The sequence below is a fragment of the Streptomyces sp. NPDC001903 genome (assembly GCF_042891345.1).
GTDB lineage: Bacteria > Actinomycetota > Actinomycetes > Streptomycetales > Streptomycetaceae > Streptomyces.
On record NZ_JBIASZ010000010.1, the window covers coordinates 1 to 15,696 of the forward strand.

The following is a 15,696-nucleotide window of genomic DNA, read 5'->3' on the forward strand; positions in this document are numbered from 1 at the left end:
CGCGGAATGGTGTGTGGGCCGGGCCACTTTCAACGCGAACCGAAGGAAACCGGGGCCTCGAACGCCGCTTTCCGCACCACCCGCCGCAGCGCCCTCAGCAGCGTGCCGCCGATCGTGAGGGTCAGTACGACGGTCAGCACGGCCCGGCCCAGGTCCCAGCCCAGCGAGGTCGCCGCGCAGTACGCGGCGAAGCGCGCCAGATTGGCGGGGACCGGGTCCCCCGGGTGGAACGAGATCCCCTGACCCATGCCCTGCAGGAGCACCCAGCCCTGCAGGTTCATGATCGTGCCGTACGCGAACGAGCCCGCGAACCCGTACGCCGACAGCATCAGCAGCTCCGCCCGGCCCCGGAGCCTCTCCGCGCCGGGCAGCAGTCCGGCGCCCAGCGAGAACCAGCCCATCGCCAGCATCTGGAACGGCATCCACGGCCCGACCCCGCCCGTGAGCAGGGCGGAGGCGAACATCGTGACCGAGCCGAGGACGAAGCCGAAGCCCGGGCCGAGGACGCGGCCGCTCAGCACCATCAGGAAGAACATCGGCTCCAGGCCGGCCGTGCCCGCGCCCAGCGGCCGCAGGGCGGCCCCGACCGCGGCGAGCACGCCGAGCATCGCCACCGCCTTGGCGTCCATGCCCTGGTCGGCGATGGTCGCGACGACGACGGCGACGAGGAGGGGGAGCAGCCCGGCGAAGAGCCAGGGGGCGTCCTGGGAGTGGGCGAGGCCGGACTGGCGGTCGGCGAGCAGGGGCCAGCCGAACGCCGCGATGCCGATGAGGGTGACCAGGAGCAGCGCGGCGGCGGCGCGGGGGCCGATGCGCAGGGGGCGGCTGCTCATGGTGTGGCCTCGGCTCGCGGTTCGGCCCCGGCTTCGGCTTCCGCCTCGGTGGGGGCGTTCGCCTCGTCCTCGTCCTCGTCCTTCTCCTCTGCCTCCGCTGCCGCCTCGGCCAGGGCGTTCGCGACCTGGGTCACCGTGAGCCAGGGGGCCGGGGCCAGGATCTTGGCCACCTGCGGTGCGAAGGCCGGGGAGGAGACGACGACCTCGGCGGTCGGGCCGTCCGCGACGATCTCGCCGCCGGCCAGGATCACGACCCGGTGGGCCAGCTCGGCGGCGAGCTCCACGTCGTGGGTGGCGAGCACGATGGCGTGCCCTTCGGCTGCCAGCGCCCGCAGGATCTCGATCAGGCGGGCCTTGGCCGCGTAGTCCAGACCGCGGGTCGGCTCGTCGAGCAGGAGCAGGGCGGGCCGGCCGGTGAGTACGAGAGCCAGGGCCAGGGCCAGGCGCTGGCCCTCGGAGAGGTCCCGCGGATGCGTGTCGTCGGGGACGTCGGGCAGCAGGGCGGCGACCAGGTCCCGGCAGGTGCCGGGGGCCGCGCCGGCGTCGGCGTCGGCCGCGGCGCACTCGGCGGCCACGGTGTCGGCGTACAGGAGGTCGCGGGGCTCCTGGGGGACGAGGCCGACGCGGCGGACCATCTCCTGCGGTGCGGTGCGGTGGGGGGTGCGGCCGCGGACGGTCACGGTGCCGGTGGTGGGGGCGAGCGTGCCGATGAGGGTGGCGAGGAGGGTGGACTTGCCGGCGCCGTTGCGGCCCATGAGGGCGACGGTCTCGCCGGGGGCGACGCAGAGGTCGACGCCGTGGAGGACCTCGGCGCGGCCGCGGCGGAGGGAGAGCGCCTGGACGCTGGCGACGGGCTCCGGGCGCCCGCCGCCCAGGTCACCGCCCTGCGGGCCGGTCCCGATCGCGGGACCCGGGGCCGGCTCGCTGCGGCGGAGCAGGCGGGCCAGGAGGCCGGGGCCTGCGCCGGGGCCGCCGCGCTGGGCTTCCTCCCGGAGCCCTGGTCCCTTCCCGGCGCCGACGCTCCGCCCCGGACCCCGCGCCTCGGACGCCGCGGCGGCCGCGGGCGGGGTGAGGGGCAGCCGGGCCACGAGGGCGGGGGCCCGGCGGCGGGCGTCGCGGATCGAGAGGGGGAGGGGGGACCAGCCCGCCAGCCGGCCCAGGGCCACCACCGGGGGGTGGACCGGGGAGACGGCCATGATCTCGGACGGGCTGCCGAGGACCGGGGGCGCGCCCGGGGACGGGAGGAGGAGGACCCGGTCCGCGTACTGGACCACCCGCTCCAGACGGTGTTCGGCCAGCAGGACCGTCGTGCCGAGGTCGTGCACGAGGCGCTGGAGCACCGCGAGCACCTCCTCGGCGGCCGCCGGGTCCAGCGCCGAGGTGGGCTCGTCCAGGACCAGGACCTTCGGGTGCGGGGTCAGGACGGAGCCGATCGCGACCCGCTGCTGCTGGCCCCCGGACAGGGTGGCGATGGGGCGGTCGCGCAGTTCGTTCAGGCCCAGCAGGTCCAGGGTCTCCTCGACGCGGCGCCGCATGACGGCCGGGGCCAGGCCGAGCGATTCCATGCCGTAGGCGAGCTCGTCCTCCACCACGTCCGTCACGAAGTGGGCGAGCGGGTCCTGGCCGACCGTGCCCACCACGTCGGCGAGCTCGCGCGGCCTGTGGGTGCGGGTGTCGCGGCCGCAGACCGTGACCCGGCCCCGCAGCGTGCCCCCGCTGAAGTGCGGGACCAGGCCGGACACGGCACCGAGGAGGGTGGACTTGCCGACGCCCGACGGGCCGACCAGGAGCGTGAGTTCGCCCTCCGGGATCACCAGGTCGACATCGCGCAGGGCGGGCTGCGCGGCGCCGTCGTACGTGACCGACACCTGCTCGAAGCGGATCACTGCGATTCCTCCTTCGGAGGTACGGGGGCCACGAACGCCGGGACCAGGCCGATCAGGATCGCCGCCGCCGGCCACAGCGGGAAGGTCGGGGCGACCAGCGGGACGACGCCGGGCTGGAGGGCGGCCGGGTCCACCGCCCCGGCGCGGATCAGGGCGGCGGCCACCGCTGCACCCGAACCGGCGACCACCCAGGCCCGCCACCCCCACCGGTCGGGCCGGTAGCGGGTACGGATGCTGCGCCGCCCGCCCAGGCGCAGCCCCGCGAGCGCCAGGCCGAGCCCGATCACGAGGACCGGCAGCCCGTACGCGGCGCCCTCGGCGGCCAGCAGTCCGTACGTGCCGGCGCACATGCCGAGCAGCCCGCCCAGGGTGAGGACGTTGGTGGTGTGCCGGACGGCGGGCGGGACCTGCGCGGTCCGGCCGTACCCGCGCGCGTCCATCGAGGCGGCGACGGCGACGGAGCGCTCCAGCGCGCCCTCCAGCACGGGCAGGCCGATCTGGAGGATCGCCTTGACTCCGCCGGTGGGGCGGCCGCGCAGGCGGCGGGCGGTCCGCAGCCGGGCCACGTCGGCGACCATGTTCGGCGCGAAGGTCATGGCGACGACGACGGCGACCCCGGCCTCGTAGAGGGCGGCCGGGAGGGACTTCAGCAGCCGCGCCGGGTTGGCGAGGGCGTTGGCGGCGCCGACGCAGACGAGGAGGGCGGCCAGCTTGGCGCCGTCGTAGAAGGCGAAGACGAGCTGCTCGGCGGTGACGCGGCCGCCGAGGCGGATCCCCTGGGCCGCCCAGCCGGGCAGCGGCACCTCGGGGAGGGTGAACAGGACGTGCGCGCCGGGGATCGGGGAGCCGAGCAGCACCGAGAAGAGCAGCCGCAGCCCGATGACGAAGAGGCCGAGCTTGAGGAACGCGCCGTAGGAGCGGGCCCAGGGGGCGGCGGTCCGGCGGGCGGCCACGACGTAGCCGGCCACGCCGACGACGAGGCCGAGGAGCAGCGGATTGGCGGTGCGCGAGGCGGCGGTGGCGAGCCCGAGCGCCCACAGCCACCACGCCCCCGCATGCAGGGCGTTGCCGCGCCGGGCGCGCGGGGCCGCGATTTTTTCGTACGAGAGGCGGAACCCGGGACCACCCGCCCCGGCCCCGCCGGGCCCGGCCGGGGTCAGGTCGTCGGGTGCGGGACGGCGGGTCCGGGTCGTACCCGCACCAGCCGTGCGGGCGGCCCCGGTGGCCCGGAGCGCCGGGCCGTCGGGGGTGGCCGGGGATGTCATCGGCGGCGGCGGGACTGCCAGACCGCGGCCGCCGCCAGGGCGGCCACCGCCGCCAGGCCGACCAGGAGGGACGTCGCCGGGCCGCCGTCCTCGGCCTTCGGCTCCGCCGAGGTCTTCGGACTCGCGCTCGGATCCGGGTTCGGCTTCTGCGCCGTGTCCGCGATCGGTTCGCCGCAGCCCTGCTTCGGGTAGCCCGACACCGCGCACAGCAGTGCCGCGCTGTTGTAGCGGAGCGGCTTGGCGGCCGCCGCCAGGGCCTCGGCCGCCGTGGCGTCCGGGGCGACCTGGGCACAGGCCGTGCGCGGGGTGTCCTGCGGCGGGGCGTCGCCGGCCGGGGCGTCCGCCGGGACGCCGTAGTCCACGACCACCGCGATCCGCTTGCGGCCCTCCGCGGCAGGAGTGGCCGCGCAGACCGCAGCGAAATCGGCCGCGGCGCGCGGCTTGGCCGCCTCGGCCGCCGCGTCCTGGCTCACCGAGAAGCGGAAGCCCAGGGTCGCGCCGTCCGCCGGACGTGCCGTCGAGGGGCCCTGGGTGGCGTACTGCCACTGGCCGCCCGAGGCCTCCCAGAACGACCAGTAGCGGTAGCCCGCCGCCAGTGCCGGGGAGGAGGCCAGGAGGGTGAGGAGGACGCCGAACGCGAGGACCAGCGGGGTCGGGCTGCGGCGGCGCATCAGAGCTGGTTCTTCTTCCGGCGGCCGCTCAGCAGGACGCCGATGCCCATGCCGGCGGCCAGGCCGGCGCCGACGATCCACCAGACGTTCGAGCCCGAGTCGTCCGACTTCTCCTGCGCCTTGTCCGCCTCGGCCTCCGCCGTCTTCGGCGCCGGGCCCGTCGCGTTCAGGGCCGTCACCAGGTCCGTGCCGCCGAACGCCTTCGGGTCCGTGCCCGTCGCGTGCGCGGCCAGGACCAGGGTGCCGAGGGCCGCCGGGCTGTCCTTGGCCCACTCCGCCGAGTTCGTCTTGAGCCACTCCAGCGCGCCGGCCGCCGACTGCTTGTGCCCGGCCGCGGCCAGGGCGATCACCGCGTCGGCGGTGTTGCCGGTGTCCGCGGTCGGCTGGTCCGCGCCCGGGGTGACGGCCGTGAGGTGGCCGTCCTTCTTCAGCGTCTCGGCCAGGTAGCCGGCCGCGCCCTGGGCCGCGGCCGCCGGGTCGGCGGCGGCGGCCGGGCAGGCCAGTGCGGCCGCGGGGGTGTCCGCGGCGGACGGGGAGACCACCGCACCCTGGCCCAGGCCGGCCAGGACCGCGGCGGCGGTGGCGTCGGCGTTGGCCGCCAGCTTGCCGTCGGGCGCGGGCTGGTAGCCGAAGGCGCCCCGGTCGGCGGCCGGTTCGGCGGCGCAGCCGAGCTGGAAGGCGAGCAGGCCCTCGTACGCGGACTTGCCGGCCTTCGACTTCACCTCGGCCGGCTTCTCGCCCGCCACCGCCAGCGCGCCGATGACGATGGAGGTGGAGTTGCCCTCGCTGGGCGTGCCGGGGACGAAGGCCCAGCCGCCGTCCTCGTTCTGGACGGACTTCAGCCAGTCCACGGCCTTCTTCACCTCCGCGTCCCGGCCGCCCAGCGCCTTCAGCGCCTGCACGGCCACCGCGGTGGCGTTGGTGTCGTACATCGTCTTGTCGTCGCAGGCCGCGGCCGCGTCCGCGCGGAAGGAGGCGAAGCCGCCGCCCGCGCACTGCTGGCCGGCGAGCCAGTCGACGGCCTCCTTGGCCGGCTTCACGCCGACCGTGTTCTGGGCCAGCAGCGCGAAGGACTGCCGCCACACGCCGTCGTACGTCGGGTCCTTCTTGCCGAACAGACCGGAGGGGATCACCGGGGCCGGCGGGGTGGAGGGGGAGGGCGCGGCGAGGGCTGCGGGGGCGGCGCCCACGCAGAGCACGGCGGAGGCGGCGAGCGCGGCGGCGCTGCGGCGGACGTTCATGGGGGCGGGTGCCTCTCGTGCTGGGGAGCAGGAGAGCAGGCCCGTACAGGGCACCGGGCTCCGGCTCCGTTTACCTCGACGGTGCCGGCCGCCGGGGGCTCCGGCGGCGCGAGCCGCGCACCTCGCGTACGGGGCGGTCCGGCTCCCCGCCCGGCAGGGGCCGGGGCGGGTCACGGTTGCGGGTCAGCGCCGGAATCGCACCGGCTTTCCCCCGTACGGAAGGGTGGACGACTGGTTCACTGTACCGGCCCGTAGCAGCCCGGAAGGGTGGCGTGGGGGCGGAGCACCCCTTACCGCAGGGCCCGCCGCCGTCACAGCGCGCGGTACGTGACCGGGTCGCTGCCCGGGACCGCCTCCGCCCGGCCCTGCTTCACCAGCCGCCGCAGATGGGCTTCCGCTTCCGAGACGGCGATGTTGCGGGAGCCGTACGGGATCTGCTCCCAGGGCCGGTTCCACTCCATGCGCTCCGCCAGTTCCCACGGGGTCAGCGGCTCGGCCAGCAGTTCCCGCAGGCCGGTCAGCCGCTCCTCGTGGTGGTCCAGCAGTTCGCGCACCCGGGCCGGGGCGTCGGTGAAGGCGTGCTGGTGGGCCGGCAGGACCTCGGCCGGTTCGAGGCGGCCGATGCGTTCGAGGGAGTCGAGGTAGTCGCCGAGGGGGTCGGTGACCAGCTCGGACGACGGGTCCTCGTAGAGGCCGATGTGCGGGGAGATGCCGGGCAGCAGGTGGTCCCCGGAGAAGAGCCGGCCGTTGCCGGGGAGGTTCGCCGGGTGCCGCTCCTCCAGGTGCAGGCAGACGTGGCCGGGGGTGTGCCCCGGGGTCCAGATGGCGCGCAGGCGGCGTCCGGCGAGGGGGAGCAGCTCGCCGGGGACGATCTCCCGGTCGGGGACCGCGGCCCGCAGACCCGGCAGCGTGCGCATGCGGCCGCTCGCGCGGGCGGCCCGCAGGGGGGCGATGTGCTCCTCGGGGGCTCCGGCGGCGGCCAGTTTCTCGCTCATGTAGTCGAACCAGGTGCCGGGTTCCGCGGAGCGGGTCCGTACGACGACCTCGGTGTCGGCGGCGTGCATGGCGATCCAGGCCCCGGAGGCCTCGCGGACCCGGCCGGACAGGCCGTGGTGGTCGGGGTGGTGGTGGGTGATGACCACGCCGTGGACGTCGGCGATCGCGATGCCGAGGGCGTCGAGGCCGGCGACGAGGGTGTCCCAGGACTCCGGGTCGTCCCAGCCGGTGTCGACGAGGACGGGGCCGCGGTCGGTGTCGAGGACGTGGACGAGGGTGTGGCCGAGCGGGTTGTCGGGGATCGGGACCTTGATGCCGCGGACGCCGCCGCCGTGGTCGGTGACGTGGGGCGTGACCGGCGGCGTGACGGCTGGCGTGATGGGGGGCGCGGCCGGGGTGGCGGGGGCTGTGGCCCCGGGGGCGGCGGGCGGCGCGGCCTGCGGTGGCGTGTCCTGCGGCATGTCCTGCGGCATGAGGGCTCCCTGTCTGCGCCTGGGCGCGTCTGCGCCGCCCGGCTCACTCTCACGAGAACGTGTTCCAGTAGTCGCCCAAGTCGACCATCTGCAGCCGGTTCTGACTAGTCGCAACCCCGCATTGGATCTTCCGGGCCGTTGCGTCCTGGCCGTGGACTCCTGGAACTAGAACTGGTATCAGTTCGGGAACGTCAAGCCGCAGGAGGCAGCAGCCATGACCGAGCTCGTGGAACACGGACACCTGTTCATCGGCGGGGAGTGGACGGATCCGCTGGGCACCGACACGATCGAGATCGTCTCCCCCCACACCGAGCAGGTCATCGGCAGCGTCCCGCACGCCTCCCGCGCGGACGTGGACCGCGCCGTCGCGGTCGCGCGCAAGGCCTTCGACGAGGGGCCCTGGCCCCGGATGTCCCTGGACGAGCGGATCGCCGTCGTCACCCGGATCAAGGACGCGATCGCCGTCCGGCACGAGGAGATCGCCCGCTCGATCAGCTCGCAGAACGGGTCCCCGTACTCCTGGAGCGTCCTCGCGCAGGCGCTCGGACCGATGATGGTCTACGACGCCGCGATCCAGGTCGCGCGCGCCTATCCGTACGAGGAACACCGCCAGGGGGCTCTCGGGCCGATCCTGGTGCGGCGGGAGCCGGTGGGCGTGGTCGCGGCCGTCATCCCGTGGAACGTGCCGCAGTTCGTGGCCGCCGCCAAGCTCGCGCCCGCCCTGCTGACCGGGTCGACGGTGATCCTCAAGCCGTCCCCCGAATCGCCCCTCGACTCGTACATCCTCGCCGACATCGCGCGCGAGGCCGGGCTGCCGGAGGGAGTGCTGTCGATCCTGCCCGCCGACCGGGAGGTCAGCGAGTACCTGGTCGGCCACCCCGGTGTCGACAAGGTGGCCTTCACCGGCTCGGTCGCGGCCGGCCGGCGCGTGATGGAGGTCGCCGCCCGCAACCTGACGCGGGTCACGCTGGAGCTCGGCGGCAAGTCCGCCGCCGTGATCCTGCCGGACGCCGACCTGGACACGACCATCGCCGGCATCGTCCCGGCGGCCTGGATGAACAACGGCCAGGCCTGCGTGGCCCAGACCCGGGTGCTCGCGCCGCGCAGCCGGTACGAGGAGGTGGCCGAGGCGCTCGCGGCCGCGGCCGGCGCACTGGTGGTCGGCGACCCGCTGGACCCGGCGACGCAGCTCGGGCCGCTGGTGGCCGAGCGCCAGCAGCGGCGCTCGCTGGACTACATCCGGATCGGGCAGGAGGAGGGCGCGAAGGTCCTGGCGGGCGGCGGCCGCCCGGCGGGGCTGGAGCGGGGCTGGTACGTGGAGCCGACGCTCTTCGGGGACGTGGACAACTCGATGCGGATCGCCCGCGAGGAGATCTTCGGGCCGGTCGTCTGCCTGATCCCGTACGGGGACGAGGCGGAGGCGCTACGGGTCGCCAACGACTCGGAGTTCGGTCTGAGCGGCAGCGTCTGGACGGGGGACGTCGAGCACGGCATCGACTTCGCCCGGCAGGTGCGGACCGGCACCTTCAACGTGAACACCTTCAGCCTGGACATGCTGGGGCCGTTCGGCGGCTACAAGAACAGCGGCGTGGGCCGGGAGTTCGGTCCCGAAGGGCTGAGCGAGTACCTGGAGCACAAGATGATCCACCTGCCGGCGGGCTACGCGGCGGGCAATGCGGCGGGTGCGTGAGCGCCGTGGGTGACCGCTGGGTGGTGGAGGTGGACCGGGGGGTCTGCATCGGCTCGGGGATGTGCGTGAACCACGCGCCGGAGGGCTTCGCGCTGGACTCGGCGCGCCAGTCGCATCCGCGGGATCCGGAGACGGACGCGAACGAGCCGATCCTGACGGCGGCCGAGGGCTGCCCGGTGGAGGCGATCCTGATCACGCTGGCGGGGAGCGGGGAGGCGGTGTTCCCTCCGGAGGAGTAGCGGGCGGGGGCTTCGGCGGCGGTCTCCCGGTCGACAGGGGCGCGGCGCGGGAGGAGCATCGGAAGGGGAGGTCCGAAGGGGAAGGCTGAACCATGAACGGACCCGGCCGACCGGCCCTCGCCGCAGCACTCGCCGTCCTTCCGGTCGCGCTGTTCCCGGCCGCGCATGCCCTGGCGGCTCCGCCGACCCTGGTCACCGCCACCTGCACGGCGAAGGCCGGTCCGCTGAACACCGTGACCCTCACCGTGTCCGGGTTCAGCGGTGACCTGCGGGTGACGGAGACGGGCAGCAACGTCTCGAAGATCGTCCACAAGGGCGAGACCACGATCCCCAAGCTGCCCGCGGGCACGTACACCGTCGAATGGGCCAACGCGCCCACCCCTGCTCAGAACCAGCGCACGACGTGCGTCGGCGACACCACGTCGACGAACCAGGGCGAGGAGCAGTACGGCAAGGGCTTCCAGCAAGGGCTCAAGGACACCCTCGCGACCTGCACGAAGAACCCGCCGAAGCTGGCCGCACCCGATCCGAACTGGCAGGACGGCTACGACAAGGGTGCCGAGACCGCTCTCAACAGTGCGCGGTGCGCCGCTTGACGGGCGTAGCGGCCGCTTCGCTCCGGCCTCCGTCAGGGGGCCGTCAGGGTGATCAGGCGGCAGACCGTCTCGATGTCGATCTTGACCTGGGCGATCGAGGCGCGGCCCGAGAGCCAGGTGATCAGCGCCGAGTGCCAGGTGTGCTCGATCACCCGGACCGCCGAGAGCTGCTCCGCCGTCGGCGGGGCCTCCAGGCCCATCGCGTCCAGGATGATCGCCGTGGTCAGCCGGGACACCGTGTCCACCTCGGGGCTCACGCTGCGGTCCGCGAACGTGAGTGCGCGGACCATCGCGTCGGCGAGGTGCGGCTCCCGCTGCAGCGCGCGGAAGGCGCGCATCAGGGTCTCGGCGACGCGGGCCGCCGGATCCTCGCCCGCCGGGGGGCGTTTGCGGAGCGTCGTGTGCATGTGCTGGAGCTGGTCCTGCATGGTGGCGACGAGCAGGTGCACCTTCGACGGGAAGTACCGGTACAGGGTGCCCAGCGCGACCCCGGCGGCCTCGGCGACCTCCCGCATCTGGACGGCGTCGAAGCCGCCCCGGCTGGCCAGCTGTGCGCTGGCGTGCAGGATCCGGCGGCGGCGCGCTTCCTGGCGCTCCGTCAGGGGAGGGGACGCCGTCGTGGCGACGGCTTTCGCATCCGCTGTCATCTGTCCCGTTCCATGGCGTTCCGTGTCGTTGTGCTGCTGACTTCCGCACTGTTCACGTCGTGTTGTCGACAGGTGATCGGCGGCCAGCATGTCAGGCGTCGGAGCCGTGGCGCGAATCACCTGCTCCGCCTCTTACGGTGTGGTTTCCGGCCGGTAGATTCAATGGTCTTCGACGGATCAAGTCTGAAACTTGTTCTACATTATGCGAGCGGTTACGCTCCGGCGAAAGTGCAGGGAGAAGGGGGCCGAGAGTGACCGCTGAGGCCATGGTGACGAGCCCTTTCGCGGGTGCCGCCACCGACGGCGACCGCCCGTTGCGCATCGCACTCCTCACCTATAAGGGGAACCCGTTCTGCGGCGGTCAGGGCGTCTACGTCCGGCACCTCTCGCGGGAGCTCGTGAAGCTCGGCCACAGCGTCGAGGTCATCGGCGCGCAGCCGTACCCGGTCCTCGACACCGGCGCCACGCTCACCGAACTGCCGAGCCTGGACCTGTACCGGCACCCCGACCCGTTCCGCACGCCGAAGCGCGACGAGTACCGGGACTGGATCGACGCGGTCGAGGTCGCCACCATGTGGACCGGCGGATTCCCCGAGCCGCTGACCTTCTCGCTGCGGGCCCGGCGCCATCTCGCCGCCCGCGCCGGTCAGTTCGACGTCATCCACGACAACCAGACGCTCGGCTACGGCCTGCTCGCCGACCTCGGCGCCCCGCTGGTCACCACCATCCACCACCCCATCACCGTCGACCGGCAGCTGGACCTGGACGCCGCGCAGGACCGCAAGAAGCGGCTCTCCGTCCGCCGCTGGTACGGCTTCACGCGCATGCAGGGGCGCGTCGCCCGCCGGCTGCCCTCCGTGCTGACCGTCTCCGGCTCCTCCAAGCAGGAGATCGCCGAGCACCTCGGCGTGCGCGGCGAGCGCATCCACGTCGTCCACATCGGCGCCGACACCGACCTGTGGTCGCCCGACGCGTCCGTCGCCGAGGTGCCCGGACGGATCGTCACCACCTCCAGCGCCGACGTCCCGCTCAAGGGCCTCGTCCACCTCGTCGAGGCGCTCGCGAAGCTGCGCACCGAGCAGCCCGAGGCGCACCTCGTCGTCGTCGGCAAGCGCGCCGAACAGGGCCCCGTCGCCCGCGCGATCGAGACGTACGGGCTGCAGGACGCCGTCCGCTTCGTCAAGGGCATCACCGACGCCGAGCTCGTCGACCTGGTGCGCAGCGCGCAGATCGCCTGCGTGCCCTCGCTGTACGAGGGCTTCTCGCTGCCCGCCGCCGAAGCCATGGCCACCGGCACCCCGCTGGTCGCCACCACCGGCGGCGCGATCCCCGAGGTCGCGGGCCCGGACGGCGAGACCTGCCTCGCGGTGCCGCCCGGCGACGCGGGCGCGCTGGCCGTCGCGCTGGGCCGGCTGCTGGGCGACGCGCAGCTGCGGGCCCGCCTCGGCGCGGCCGGACGCGAGCGGGTGCTGTCCCGGTTCACGTGGGCCAGAGCCGCCGAGGGCACCGCCGCGCACTACCGCGCCGCCGTCAAGCAGGCCGCCCGCACCCGCCGCGCGCGGTGACCTTCCGCCTTTTCCACACCACCCCCGAACACCCCCGCGACCGCGAAGGCAGGACCCCGTGCTGACCGTCGATTTCTCCCGGTTCCCGCTCGCCGCAGGCGACCGCGTGCTCGATCTGGGCTGCGGCGCCGGCCGGCACGCCTTCGAGTGCTACCGGCGCGGCGCCCAGGTGGTCGCAGTCGACCGCAACGGCGAGGAGATCCGCGAGGTCGCCAAGTGGTTCGCCGCCATGAAGGAAGCCGGTGAGGCCCCCGCCGGCGCCACCGCCACCGCCATGGAGGGCGACGCGCTGGCGCTGCCCTTCCCCGACGAGTCCTTCGACGTCGTCATCATCTCCGAGGTGATGGAGCACATCCCCGACGACAAGGGCGTGCTCGCCGAGATGGTCCGGGTCCTCAAGCCCGGCGGCCGCATCGCCATCACCGTGCCGCGCTACGGCCCGGAGAAGATCTGCTGGGCGCTGAGCGACGCCTACCACGAGGTCGAGGGCGGCCACATCCGCATCTACAAGGCCGACGAGCTGCTCGGGAAGATGGAGGCCGCCGGCCTCAAGCCGTACGGCACCCACCACGCCCACGGGCTGCACTCCCCGTACTGGTGGCTCAAGTGCGCGTTCGGCGTCGACAACGACCAGGCGCTGCCGGTGAAGGCGTACCACAAGCTCCTGGTCTGGGACATCATGAAGAAGCCGCTGGCCACGCGCCTCGCGGAGCAGGCGCTCAACCCGGTCATCGGCAAGAGCTTCGTGGCGTACGCGACGAAGCCGCACCTTCCCGTCGGCGCGGCGAAGTGAGCTCGCCCGGGCGCACCGAACGCCTGGTCCTGGACGGCGTACTGACCGCCGAGGAGGCCGCCGGGACGGTGGCCGGCATCCTCGCCGCACAGCGCTCGGACGGGGCCATCCCGTGGTTCCGCGGCCACCACCTGGACCCGTGGGACCACACCGAGGCCGCGATGGCCCTGGACGCGGCGGGCGAGCACGAGGCGGCGGAACGGGCGTACGACTGGCTGGCCCGGCACCAGAACGCCGACGGCTCCTGGTACGCGGCCTACGCCGACCGGCCGGACGGGGTGGACACCGCCGCGCCGCAGGACGCGAGCCGCGAGTCCAACTTCGTCGCGTACATAGCCGTAGGGGTCTGGCACCACTACCTGGCCACCGGCGACGACCCGTTCCTGGACCGCATGTGGCCGGTCGTGCTCGCGGCGACCGAGTTCGTCCTCGGACTCCAGCAGCCGGGCGGGGAGATCGGCTGGAAGCGGGAGGCCGACGGCAGCGCCGTCACGGACGCGCTGCTCACCGGCTCCTCCTCGATCCACCAGGCGCTGCGCTGCGCGCTGGCGATCGCCGAGCACCGCGAGGAGCCGCAGCCGGACTGGGAGCTGGCGGCGGGGGCTCTCGGGCACGCGATCCGGCGCCACCCGGAGCGGTTCCTGGACAAGTCCCGGTACTCGATGGACTGGTACTACCCGGTGCTGGGCGGCGCGCTCGGCGGCGCGGAGGCGAAGGCGCGGATCGAGGAGCGCTGGGACGAGTTCGTGGTCCCCGGGCTCGGCGTGCGCTGCGTCCTGCCGAACCCGTGGGTGACGGGAGGGGAGTCCTGCGAACTGGCGCTGGCGCTGTGGGCGATGGGCGAATCGGACCGGGCGCTGGAGATCCTGCGCTCGATCACGCACCTGCGCGCGGACAACGGCATGTACTGGACGGGCTACGTCTTCGAGGACAAGGCGGTGTGGCCGGTCGAGCAGACGACCTGGACGGCCGGGTCGCTGCTGCTCGCCGTGGCGGCACTGGGCGGGGACGAGGCCACCGGGGCGGTGTTCGGGGGGCTGGAGCTGCCCTCCGGGCTGGAGCCCGACTGCTGCCGGTAGGCGGTGTCCGGCGGGGCTGCCGACATGGCGGGGTCGCGGGCATGGCGGGGCAGGCCGCCGCGGACGGGGGCCTGCCCGTGGCGGGACGCTCGGTCAGCGGCGGTAGAGCCGGCCCGCGACCAGGTGGCCGATGACCAGGTAGGCCACGGCCGCCACGCCGTAGCCGACCACCACCTGGACCCACTCCCGGTCGAAGGTGAACAGGTCGTAGGACCAGCCGGCCAGCCAGGTGGCGGCGTCGTGGACGAACTCCACGAGGCCGTTGCCCCGGTTGGCGTCGAGGAAGTAGAGAAGGACCCACAAGCCGATCGTGAAGGCCATGACGTCCGCCACCGCGGCGACGACCCGGCCGGCTTGAACGCCTCCACGGGCGTGTACTCCGGTGTGTGTGCGCATGCACCGCGTCTTGCCCCGTCCGGGTGAAGCAAACCCGAACGGGTCAGCCAAGTGGCGCAGCACGGGGGCCCGGGTGACGCTGCGGGAGACACCTCACTCCCCGGAGGCCCACTGTGTCGAAACCCAGCGAGTCCATACCCACCAGCACCCGTTTCCGCCGCGCCTGCACCGCCCTGCTCGTGTCCGGTGCGCTGCTCGCCGGCGCCACCGCCTGCGGCGGCGGCTCCGCCAGTGGGTCCGGAGGCGGTGAGCCGGCGCGCTCCGACATCGCCGTGTCCGTGGCCGCGCAGCAGGCGGCGGCCGACGAGGCGCTCGCCGTGCAGGCGCTGACCGCGCAGGCGGCCGCCTGGCAGGAGACCGCCGACGAGGCGGCCGCGGCCTCGCCCTCGCCCAGCACCCCCGTGGAGAAGCAGAAGTTCGCGAAGACGCGCTTCATCGCCAACGCGGGCCTCGCGGCCGGGGCCACGTACCAGTGGATCATCAAGCCGTACCGTGCGGGCAAGTTCAAGAAGGGCGCCAAGGGCCGTACGTTCGCCCTCGTCAAGGCGGGCCTGGCGGGCGCCTTCGCGTACAACCGGCTGAAGGCGGCGGCGGACAACGCCAAGGGCGACCCGCTGCTGTCGAAGGCGGTGGCCCCGCTGACGGCGGGCATCGAGTCCCTCAAGGGGCTGGGGTCCAAGCTGCGCAAGGGCGATGCGAGCGACGCCGACCTGAACTCCCTCCAGGACGTCATCACCGGAGTCAAGGACGCGGGCGCGGGCGCCGGCGCCACGGTGACCGACAAGGTCCCGAGCCTGTCCCAGCTGAGCGGCGGATAGGCCTGCGGCCCCTCGTGCTCCGCGGGCCGGCAGGGCAGCGTCGCCCGGCCGGTCCGCGGGCTGTTTCAATGGACGGATGATCGAGTTCCTTCGGCGCAAGCGGCGCGAGCGGCTCGCGGCCGGCAGTCCGGACGGGATCCCGTGCATGGTGCGCCATCCGGCCGGCGCGGGCCGCTGGCGCATGGGCCGGGTGTTCACGGGCCCCGGCGGGGCGCGCTGGGTGCCCCGGCGCGGTGAGCCCGTACCGCTGACCGGCGGCCGGGCCACCGGGGTGCGGGCGCCGTCCGTGAAGGAGGGCATCTCCATCAACCCCGGCTCGCGGATCGTGTCCTGTGCGTACGGGAGCGCCGCGGACGGTGAGGCCGGTGCGGCCGCCGGGACCATCGAGATCGCGGTCATGCCGCTGGACCTTCGCGAACTCCTGGAGGCCGTTCCCCAGGCCGGCCCGGACGCGGACGCCCCCGCCCCCTGACACGCCGGGAGCCCCGGTCACCGCCGTGTGCGCGGT

Annotated in this window: 16 protein-coding genes and 1 riboswitch; of the genes, 8 read left to right on the forward strand and 8 right to left on the reverse strand. The window is 74.2% G+C overall.

The features are described 5' to 3' along the window. Positions 1-29 precede the first annotated feature (29 nt). The 6 genes from ACFYZS_RS22155 to ACFYZS_RS22180 all read right to left on the reverse strand — a co-directional run bounded on the left by ACFYZS_RS22155 (position 30) and on the right by ACFYZS_RS22180 (position 7,365). Positions 30-833: an ECF transporter S component gene (locus tag ACFYZS_RS22155; protein ID WP_389015189.1), complete on the reverse strand. Its 804-nt coding sequence runs from the start codon at positions 831-833 to the stop codon at positions 30-32. Next, positions 830-2,719 carry an ABC transporter ATP-binding protein gene (locus tag ACFYZS_RS22160; RefSeq protein WP_389015192.1) on the reverse strand — a complete coding sequence of 630 codons (1,890 nt, stop codon included), beginning with the start codon at positions 2,717-2,719 and terminating at the stop codon, positions 830-832. Before ACFYZS_RS22160 ends, ACFYZS_RS22155 begins: the two co-directional genes overlap by 4 nt. Further along, positions 2,716-3,984, reverse strand: coding sequence for an energy-coupling factor transporter transmembrane protein EcfT (locus ACFYZS_RS22165; protein ID WP_389015195.1), 1,269 nt, complete (start codon positions 3,982-3,984; stop codon positions 2,716-2,718). The genes ACFYZS_RS22160 and ACFYZS_RS22165 overlap by 4 nt, the downstream gene beginning before the upstream one ends. Further along, entirely contained in the window at positions 3,981-4,655 is a 675-nt protein-coding gene (locus ACFYZS_RS22170; RefSeq protein ID WP_389015198.1) for an SCO2322 family protein, read from the reverse strand. The genes ACFYZS_RS22165 and ACFYZS_RS22170 overlap by 4 nt, the downstream gene beginning before the upstream one ends. Beyond that, positions 4,655-5,896, reverse strand: a complete 1,242-nt coding sequence (locus tag ACFYZS_RS22175) for a prenyltransferase/squalene oxidase repeat-containing protein (RefSeq protein ID WP_389015200.1) — start codon at positions 5,894-5,896, stop codon at positions 4,655-4,657. Before ACFYZS_RS22175 ends, ACFYZS_RS22170 begins: the two co-directional genes overlap by 1 nt. 135 nt (positions 5,897-6,031) lie before the next feature. Further along, a riboswitch (cobalamin riboswitch) is annotated at positions 6,032-6,106 on the reverse strand. 101 nt (positions 6,107-6,207) lie between these two features. Beyond that, complete coding sequence (locus ACFYZS_RS22180) at positions 6,208-7,365, reverse strand: MBL fold metallo-hydrolase (RefSeq protein WP_389015202.1); 1,158 nt, start codon at positions 7,363-7,365, stop codon at positions 6,208-6,210. Between the two features lie 214 nt (positions 7,366-7,579). On the opposite strand from ACFYZS_RS22180, the gene ACFYZS_RS22185 reads away from it, so the two are divergent. The 3 genes from ACFYZS_RS22185 (at position 7,580) to ACFYZS_RS22195 (ending at position 9,890) form a co-directional block, all read left to right on the forward strand. Further along, entirely contained in the window at positions 7,580-9,055 is a 1,476-nt protein-coding gene (locus tag ACFYZS_RS22185) for an aldehyde dehydrogenase (protein ID WP_389015205.1), read from the forward strand. A gap of 5 nt (positions 9,056-9,060) precedes the next feature. After that, positions 9,061-9,294, forward strand: coding sequence for a ferredoxin (locus tag ACFYZS_RS22190; protein WP_054223178.1), 234 nt, complete (start codon positions 9,061-9,063; stop codon positions 9,292-9,294). Positions 9,295-9,386: 92 nt separating this feature from the next. Further along, on the forward strand, positions 9,387-9,890 hold the full coding sequence (locus ACFYZS_RS22195) for a hypothetical protein (RefSeq protein ID WP_389015207.1): 504 nt from the start codon (positions 9,387-9,389) through the stop codon (positions 9,888-9,890). Between the two features lie 32 nt (positions 9,891-9,922). On the opposite strand, the gene ACFYZS_RS22200 is transcribed toward ACFYZS_RS22195, so the two are convergent. After that, positions 9,923-10,537, reverse strand: a complete 615-nt coding sequence (locus tag ACFYZS_RS22200) for a TetR family transcriptional regulator (protein ID WP_389015209.1) — start codon at positions 10,535-10,537, stop codon at positions 9,923-9,925. 251 nt (positions 10,538-10,788) lie between these two features. Here ACFYZS_RS22200 and ACFYZS_RS22205 point away from each other — a divergent pair, with 251 nt between their 5' ends. Genes ACFYZS_RS22205 through ACFYZS_RS22215 form a run of 3 tightly spaced genes read left to right on the forward strand, consistent with a single transcriptional unit; the run spans position 10,789 to position 13,974 of the window. Further along, positions 10,789-12,102, forward strand: a complete 1,314-nt coding sequence (locus ACFYZS_RS22205) for a glycosyltransferase family 4 protein (protein WP_389015212.1) — start codon at positions 10,789-10,791, stop codon at positions 12,100-12,102. Positions 12,103-12,160: 58 nt separating this feature from the next. Continuing rightward, a complete protein-coding gene (locus ACFYZS_RS22210) occupies positions 12,161-12,895 on the forward strand; it encodes a class I SAM-dependent methyltransferase (protein WP_053693378.1) in 735 nt (244 codons plus the stop codon). Further along, the gene (locus ACFYZS_RS22215) at positions 12,892-13,974 is read left to right on the forward strand and encodes a prenyltransferase (RefSeq protein WP_389015215.1); all 1,083 of its coding nucleotides are present in this window, start codon (positions 12,892-12,894) and stop codon (positions 13,972-13,974) included. Before ACFYZS_RS22210 ends, ACFYZS_RS22215 begins: the two co-directional genes overlap by 4 nt. Positions 13,975-14,067: 93 nt before the next feature. Here ACFYZS_RS22215 and ACFYZS_RS22220 read toward each other — a convergent pair whose 3' ends face one another. Continuing rightward, positions 14,068-14,370, reverse strand: a complete 303-nt coding sequence (locus ACFYZS_RS22220; protein ID WP_063755638.1) for a hypothetical protein — start codon at positions 14,368-14,370, stop codon at positions 14,068-14,070. A 134-nt stretch (positions 14,371-14,504) separates the two neighbouring features. On the opposite strand from ACFYZS_RS22220, the gene ACFYZS_RS22225 reads away from it, so the two are divergent. Both ACFYZS_RS22225 and ACFYZS_RS22230 read left to right on the forward strand, forming a co-directional pair. Beyond that, on the forward strand, positions 14,505-15,188 hold the full coding sequence (locus ACFYZS_RS22225; RefSeq protein ID WP_389015835.1) for a hypothetical protein: 684 nt from the start codon (positions 14,505-14,507) through the stop codon (positions 15,186-15,188). Positions 15,189-15,264: 76 nt separating this feature from the next. After that, on the forward strand, positions 15,265-15,660 hold the full coding sequence (locus ACFYZS_RS22230) for a hypothetical protein (RefSeq protein WP_389015218.1): 396 nt from the start codon (positions 15,265-15,267) through the stop codon (positions 15,658-15,660). The last annotated feature ends 36 nt before the right edge of the window (positions 15,661-15,696 follow it).

Coding starts and splice junctions, on each gene's coding strand:
- ACFYZS_RS22220 (WP_063755638.1), bottom strand. CDS start 14,370: ATGCGCACACACACCGGAGTACACGCCCGTGGAGGCGTTCAAGCCGGC.
- ACFYZS_RS22170 (WP_389015198.1), bottom strand. CDS start 4,655: ATGCGCCGCCGCAGCCCGACCCCGCTGGTCCTCGCGTTCGGCGTCCTC.
- ACFYZS_RS22175 (WP_389015200.1), bottom strand. CDS start 5,896: ATGAACGTCCGCCGCAGCGCCGCCGCGCTCGCCGCCTCCGCCGTGCTC.
- ACFYZS_RS22195 (WP_389015207.1), top strand. CDS start 9,387: ATGAACGGACCCGGCCGACCGGCCCTCGCCGCAGCACTCGCCGTCCTT.
- ACFYZS_RS22165 (WP_389015195.1), bottom strand. CDS start 3,984: ATGACATCCCCGGCCACCCCCGACGGCCCGGCGCTCCGGGCCACCGGG.
- ACFYZS_RS22200 (WP_389015209.1), bottom strand. CDS start 10,537: ATGACAGCGGATGCGAAAGCCGTCGCCACGACGGCGTCCCCTCCCCTG.
- ACFYZS_RS22185 (WP_389015205.1), top strand. CDS start 7,580: ATGACCGAGCTCGTGGAACACGGACACCTGTTCATCGGCGGGGAGTGG.
- ACFYZS_RS22180 (WP_389015202.1), bottom strand. CDS start 7,365: ATGCCGCAGGACATGCCGCAGGACACGCCACCGCAGGCCGCGCCGCCC.
- ACFYZS_RS22155 (WP_389015189.1), bottom strand. CDS start 833: ATGAGCAGCCGCCCCCTGCGCATCGGCCCCCGCGCCGCCGCCGCGCTG.
- ACFYZS_RS22230 (WP_389015218.1), top strand. CDS start 15,265: ATGATCGAGTTCCTTCGGCGCAAGCGGCGCGAGCGGCTCGCGGCCGGC.